The 6000-nt window shown below is 40.6% G+C and carries 10 protein-coding genes and 1 pseudogene; 2 read left to right on the forward strand and 9 right to left on the reverse strand.

Annotation, left to right across the window (positions count from 1 at the left end; translation table 11 throughout):
• Nucleotides 1-35: 35 nt before the first annotated feature.
• From rpsR to NWP22_RS00910, 3 genes are read right to left on the reverse strand one after another with little or no spacing between them, the layout of a single operon-like run.
• Nucleotides 36-251 (reverse strand): 30S ribosomal protein S18, encoded by a 216-nt coding sequence (rpsR, locus tag NWP22_RS00900; protein ID WP_271732602.1) that lies wholly within the window; start codon nucleotides 249-251, stop codon nucleotides 36-38.
• A 2-nt stretch (nucleotides 252-253) separates the two neighbouring features.
• Complete coding sequence (gene rpmG, locus NWP22_RS00905; protein WP_271732604.1) at nucleotides 254-448, reverse strand: 50S ribosomal protein L33; 195 nt, start codon at nucleotides 446-448, stop codon at nucleotides 254-256.
• A gap of 44 nt (nucleotides 449-492) precedes the next feature.
• Nucleotides 493-1050: an RDD family protein gene (locus NWP22_RS00910; RefSeq protein WP_271732605.1), complete on the reverse strand. Its 558-nt coding sequence runs from the start codon at nucleotides 1048-1050 to the stop codon at nucleotides 493-495.
• Nucleotides 1051-1214: 164 nt separating this feature from the next.
• On the opposite strand from NWP22_RS00910, the gene hisD reads away from it, so the two are divergent.
• On the forward strand, nucleotides 1215-2495 hold the full coding sequence (gene hisD, locus NWP22_RS00915) for a histidinol dehydrogenase (protein WP_271732607.1): 1281 nt from the start codon (nucleotides 1215-1217) through the stop codon (nucleotides 2493-2495).
• A gap of 3 nt (nucleotides 2496-2498) precedes the next feature.
• Here hisD and NWP22_RS00920 read toward each other — a convergent pair whose 3' ends face one another.
• The 3 genes from NWP22_RS00920 to NWP22_RS00930 form a co-directional block, all read right to left on the reverse strand.
• A complete protein-coding gene (locus tag NWP22_RS00920; protein ID WP_271732608.1) occupies nucleotides 2499-3089 on the reverse strand; it encodes a thioredoxin family protein in 591 nt (196 codons plus the stop codon).
• Nucleotides 3090-3369: 280 nt separating this feature from the next.
• Nucleotides 3370-4059: a HEPN domain-containing protein gene (locus NWP22_RS00925; protein ID WP_271732610.1), complete on the reverse strand. Its 690-nt coding sequence runs from the start codon at nucleotides 4057-4059 to the stop codon at nucleotides 3370-3372.
• A 51-nt stretch (nucleotides 4060-4110) separates the two neighbouring features.
• Entirely contained in the window at nucleotides 4111-4311 is a 201-nt protein-coding gene (locus NWP22_RS00930; RefSeq protein ID WP_271732611.1) for a hypothetical protein, read from the reverse strand.
• Between the two features lie 226 nt (nucleotides 4312-4537).
• Here NWP22_RS00930 and NWP22_RS00935 point away from each other — a divergent pair.
• Nucleotides 4538-4768: pseudogene (locus tag NWP22_RS00935) on the forward strand (Uma2 family endonuclease); the annotation flags it as partial.
• A 79-nt stretch (nucleotides 4769-4847) separates the two neighbouring features.
• On the opposite strand, the gene NWP22_RS00940 reads toward NWP22_RS00935, so the two are convergent.
• The 3 genes from NWP22_RS00940 to NWP22_RS00950 all read right to left on the reverse strand — a co-directional run.
• On the reverse strand, nucleotides 4848-5078 hold the full coding sequence (locus NWP22_RS00940) for a type II toxin-antitoxin system PemK/MazF family toxin (RefSeq protein WP_280801407.1): 231 nt from the start codon (nucleotides 5076-5078) through the stop codon (nucleotides 4848-4850).
• Nucleotides 5065-5289: a ribbon-helix-helix domain-containing protein gene (locus NWP22_RS00945; protein WP_271732614.1), complete on the reverse strand. Its 225-nt coding sequence runs from the start codon at nucleotides 5287-5289 to the stop codon at nucleotides 5065-5067. The genes NWP22_RS00940 and NWP22_RS00945 overlap by 14 nt, the downstream gene beginning before the upstream one ends.
• Nucleotides 5290-5437: 148 nt before the next feature.
• A partial coding sequence (locus tag NWP22_RS00950; protein ID WP_342393865.1) for a type ISP restriction/modification enzyme occupies nucleotides 5438-6000 on the reverse strand: 563 nt, incomplete at its 5' end.

A 6000-nucleotide genomic window follows, 5' to 3' on the forward strand; every position in this document is an offset into this window, starting at 1 on the left:
TTCTTAACTCATCACTCATAACTCATGACTTGTTTTTACGCTTCTGCATTGACAAATGGCAATAAAGCCACAATCCGCGCCCGTTTAATTGCCACTGTCAAATCTCGCTGTTGCTTACAGGTCAGCCCTGTAATCCGACGTGGTAATATTTTACCCCGTTCGGTAATAAACTTGCGCAACAAATCAACATCTTTATAATCGATTGGTTCTCCTGGCTTAATGGGAGACAGGCGACGACGATAATAACTCATCTTTACTTAATTTCCTTATGAACAGTATGTTTGTTGCAATGGGTACAGAACTTTTTCAGCTCTAACCGGTTAGTCGTGTTGCGACGGTTCTTGGTGCTAGTATATCTGGAAACACCTGGCGATCGCTTATCTGGGTTACTACGACACTCAGTACATTCGAGTGTAACTATTATGCGGACACCTTTACTCTTAGCCATAATCTTAACAAACAGTCAAGCCTGAAGAGAATTAACACAAATTACTATCTTATCACACTTCGGCGCATTTTCTCAGCTAATCGCTTAATTTTAATATCTAAGGAGTAACCCCGGCGGGAAGAAACTATCAAAGTGCCAGCATAGCGATCATGGAGAGCTTGCTGCATCTGATTGTCAGACAAAGCCGCCCCACAGTCAATTGCTAAGGGAAGCAATAGCAGTATAGCCGTGGGATTAGCTATGATATTACTCAGGGCAATTGACACCAAAAGCGCACCAGTGCCGATTATAGCTTCTCGCTGTAGGAGCGATCGCATGGTAGGAACTCTGCCGGTGATTTCTCCATTGCTAACTTCTAGTACTTTTAGGTCAAAAGCCCAACGCCCTAAACTTTGTCCTTGATTGTTGTAAACTATCACCACCCGAAAAATTACCCAGAAGCATAGAAAAACGAGGATTTGCAGTATCTGGATACCAACTTGACCGCTTCCCAATATGGAACTAATTAACCAGACTCCCAAGAAATCCAGCCCCAAAGACATTCCTCGCCGCAAAATATCGGCTTGAGGATAGTGTATTTGGGGAACTCGTTCTATAGTCATAAAAAACGATGTGCAGAACCCATCTGAATTATAGTAGTCATTAAAGCTCAGTTAATCTCCCTTGGCACTAGCAGGAGTCCCTGAGAAACCTAGACCTAGTGGAAAACAGGTATAGGAGTGTGTCACATTACCGCCAAACCCGCACCATTTGAGAATTTTAGTCTATGCAACTACTTAAAACAACCGCTCCAGATTTTTCCGTTAGATTCAAAGCACTGGTGAGCGATCGCCGGGAAGCAACGGTTGATGTTAGTGGTACAGTGAAAAATATTCTGGCTGATGTGAAAGTGCGCGGCGATGTGGCAGTTAAAGAATATACCAGCCGCTTTGATCACTATACTCCCCCATCCTTGCATTTAAGCGCCGATTTTATTGCCGAACAAGCAGCACAATGTCCGCAAAATGTCAAGGAATCTCTCCAACTAGCAGCCGACAGAATCGGGTCTTTTCACCAAAAACAACTCCCCCAAAATATTGGTTACACCGACACAGCAGGAGTCAAACTAGGATTAAATTGGGTTTCCCTCTCCCAGGTGGGTATCTATGTCCCCGGAGGACGCGCCAGTTATCCGAGTTCTGTACTGATGAATGCCCTACCTGCTAAAATAGCGGGAGTGGATAGGATTGTTATGGCAGTACCTATGCCAGGGGGTGCGATTAACCCCGCAGTCCTCGCTGCTGCCCAAATTGCCGGGGTGACAGAAATTTATAGTATAGGGGGAGCCCAGGCGATCGCCGCTTTAGCCTATGGTACAGAAACTATTGCCCCTGTAGATAAAATTGTCGGTCCAGGTAACGCCTATGTTGCCGAAGCCAAACGCCAGGTATTTGGAACAGTGGGTATTGACAGTGTAGCTGGACCGTCGGAAATCTTGGTAGTAGCAGATAGCCAAAATAACCCAGAATGGATCGCCTGGGATTTACTCTCCCAAGCAGAACACGACCCCAGCGCCCAGTCAATTTTAATTACCGATTCTGCCCAGTTTGCCCAGGATGTGATCCAATCCATTGAGCAGATTCTCACCCATCTCCCCAGCAAAGAAGTAGCAACCGCCAGTTGGCAAAAACATGGCGCGGTGATTTTAGTCGAAGACCTCACCGACAGTATACCACTATTAAATCAGTTAGCTCCCGAACACGTGGAACTGTGCATAGATAACCCCCAAGAATTTGCTGATCAGATTAAATGTGCGGGGAGTATGTTTTTAGGACGTTACACCCCAGAAGCCATTGGGGATTACCTAGGCGGACCTAACCATGTACTTCCCACCGCCCGGTCAGCCCGTTTTGCCTCCGGTTTGAGTGTCTATGACTTTCTCAAGCGAATTACCTATTTAGAGTGTAATCAAGAAGCACTGCAAAAAATAGGTAAAGCCGCTGTAACTCTAGCAGAAACTGAAGGTTTACCAGCCCATGGCGGTAGCGTATCTATCCGCCTACAGTGACCCTCAGTTAATCACCTGACTCCCATGACTGCGGGGGTCATCTTGATTATTAACCGGTGCTACTGGGGCGCGAAATTCGGACACCTCCCCGCTAGTTGGCGCATAAGGTAAAGATGACCCGGTAACTAAGGCTTCTAAGTTACTGGCCATGACCGTACGGGGTTGATCTCCAATACTTTGGGCGATGGTTTCCCCCTCTTTACCTAAAAAGACAAAGTGGGGAATACCATCTACTCGGTATTTGAGCATCTCTGGGAGCCACTTGTTATTATCTACATTCAACATGACAAAGTTTACCCTGTCCCCATATTCTTGTTTGAGTTGAGCAACATCAGGAGCCATTTTTTGGCAGACAGTACACCAGTTAGCGTAAAATTCGACTATTGACGGTTTACCGTTGCTGGTAGCCATTTCTAAGGGAGTTGATGCTTTATCTAGGTCGGCTAAAGAGGCGGAGGCTGTCTGACTTTTCAATCCTAATATTAGAGCTACGCTCAGGGCGATCGCTACTATGGCAATTAAGAAGTTTCTCACCCTGGTTCCGGAGGTGGTTTGAGGCTGAGAAGTAGAATTAATAGGGGATTCTGTAGTCATGGTTAATTTATTAACAGTTATTAACTATTTTAATTTTTAGTTGATAAAAATATGATTGGGGGATGATTGCATCTGTACTCAGGCGATGTGCTTACAGCAGGGTTTCGCGATCGCCCTTGATAATGTAATCTATACAGTAATAACTCAGCTTTTCAGGGGTGTGTATAAATATGATGTCAACACCATAGATATATATTGTCTGTTCTATTGTCACTCACTTTAGTTACTAAGTAATTTATGTGACCCCTAAAAATGATATTTTAACTAACTGAATACACACTTAAAGCTGTACTGTTTTCACTCTAATGATATTCACAAAACTTTCAGCAACATAGCCACAAATTTCTATCATTAAATCAATACACTTAATTGCATTCTCAATAGTTTTGCCGGAATCTTTATATCTAATATTCGTCATATTTGGGACTTCTCTATGTAGGTCTTCAATTTGGTCTTGAATTTGGATTATATTAGATTCAGCTACTTCTAATTGGGCAATTAATTCGGCGGAAATAATATTGTGCCCAATATTTTTATTTTTAACATAAGTATCTACTGTTTGACAAGAACTCTTTATTTCATGTAATTTATGTTGGGCATATAATGATTTTAAAAATTTCTCAGATGCTTGATGTGCATGAAACATTATTGGCTGATAATCTAAATAAAAAGGATTTTTAAAAGCTGATAATGATATATTGATATCAAAAATACCAGCAGCTAATAACTGAACAATCTCATCATCTATCCTTCTTTCTTCTATGTTCGTTTGTAAAAAATTAATTTTGGTGTAGAAGCTTACACCCTTTTTAAATTCCTCATAAATAAAATCTAGATTATTCTCGGCAAGAGAATCTTTCTCTACCTGATTCATATCATCAATTAGTTCTTTTAGCTTGTGCAGCATTTTCTGTTTGTCATATTCATAATCTAGTTTGATGAGAATATGGTAAAGTTTTCCATTTAGCAAAAATGGCTTATAGCCTAAGCTATTAATAATATTTTCTTGATTTGGATATTTTTATTTATACCAATCATAAACTTTAAAAACATTCGACACATCTTCAGAGGATGGTTGAAAATCTATGTTTGAACAAGTTTTAGCTGTATCAGGATATAGTTTTTTTATTACTTGCCAAACACGCTTATTTAAAGGATATTGCGACTCTAATTTTTTATCTTCTGCTGAAATTTTTTCTTCAAAGTTATTGCCATTATTCATTCTAAAATTCTCCTGAAATTAGCGAGTTTAAACATACATATTGATGCGACTCTGGGTTAATTGGTTTCTTTACCATATCAGATACTCAATCAGATGGTCAAGGTTTATTTGTCTTAGGTCTGTGCGGTGATGACGTGGTGATTTTAAATGAGCCGGATTTTCAACCCCGTAAGTGGTGATGGGCGCTTGGATACGGGGCGATCTGCTTGCAGCAGCGCTTCGCTACTTTGCTATTGAAATTATGCCACCATCGGATAATTTGAAAAAACTTCAGGATAAAATACAGGAATATATATTAAATGGTTTTCGTTTAGGTTGGTTAATAAATCGGAAAAAACAGGAAGTAGAAATTTATCGCCCTGGACAAGAACTAGAGATTTTAAAATTGCCATTAACCTTGTCTGGTGAGGATGTTTTACCTGGGTTGGTAGTTAATTTGGGGAAAATTTGGGGATGATATCTGATACCCTAGGGTGGCGCAAGCCATTGTACTAATGCGAAGCGCCTAAGTGGTGTCTCAATGCACCAGTTAATCATTACTGTTGCGCTTGCACCTTAGAAGGTTTAGATAAACCCGAATCTTCTGGATTTAATAAAACCTCAAAAGGATATACACGACTGGTATTAGATGTAATCGGTAAAATCGTTACCGTAGTAGAAGCATTATTATTATAATCATTGCTAACAATCATTACAGGACGGCGTTTATCCATTTCTGACCCCACTGCGGGACTAAGATTTGCAAAGTATATTTCACCACCTTTCATCACTGAGTCCATCCCCTACGGTTAAATCCCATTCTGGGTCAATTTCCTGCGATGCTTCCCGGTAAGCTCGTTCTAATTCTTGATAACGCAATAGCTCTATAGCTAATTCAATTACTGCTGAACGAGATTTACAGCCTTTATTTAATTTGTAATTTTCAATAAACTGCAATAAAGAGGATGGTAAAGAAATGGAAATTTTTTCAGATTGCATAATATTACCAATTAGTAACTATTCTCCTAAAACCTAATTATGGTTGGGGGATGATTGCATCTGTACTGAGGCGATCGCCCCATAGATCCCCGACTTCTGAAACTAAATTATCCTAGACAATCTCTAATGATCTAAGAAGTCGGGGATCTTAACCACCCGACATCTGATTAACAATATTCATAGTTTCCACACTCACCCTACACACCCGCATCAACAAATCTATGACCTGTTCCTTATAGTCTACAAACCGGTAAGTATTAAACTTTTCCGCAATAGTCGGGTCCTTGGGTTTCTTCTCCTTATATTGATCTAAAATCCACTCCAAAGCGCAACGATTGCCCAGCATATATTCCCATGCTATACTGGGTACACCTTGTAACGTGGTCACATCATCTAAGATAATACTTCCCTTGCTTTTATCAGCTTTTAACTTGGCCTTGGGTGTGGTTTGGTTACCCTTTAAAGGAATATCAACCCGACTGAGTTTGTAGGGTGTGACGGTTTCATAATTAATATGTAAATCCATGAGTTGTTTACCCCAGTCCACCCATTGGGGAAAGTTATCATATAAAGGTAACCGGGGAAAGTCTCGTTTTAAATTGAGTTCGTATTTTTGGCGGTACTCTGGGTTATGTAGCACCCCATAGGTGTAGTGAAAGATATCTATTTTAGTAATTGTTGTGTCTTGGTAATGGGTGTGAATTTGTTCTA

This window comes from Anabaenopsis tanganyikae CS-531 (assembly GCF_029891675.1).
Taxonomy (GTDB): Bacteria; Cyanobacteriota; Cyanobacteriia; order Cyanobacteriales; family Nostocaceae; genus Anabaenopsis; species Anabaenopsis arnoldii.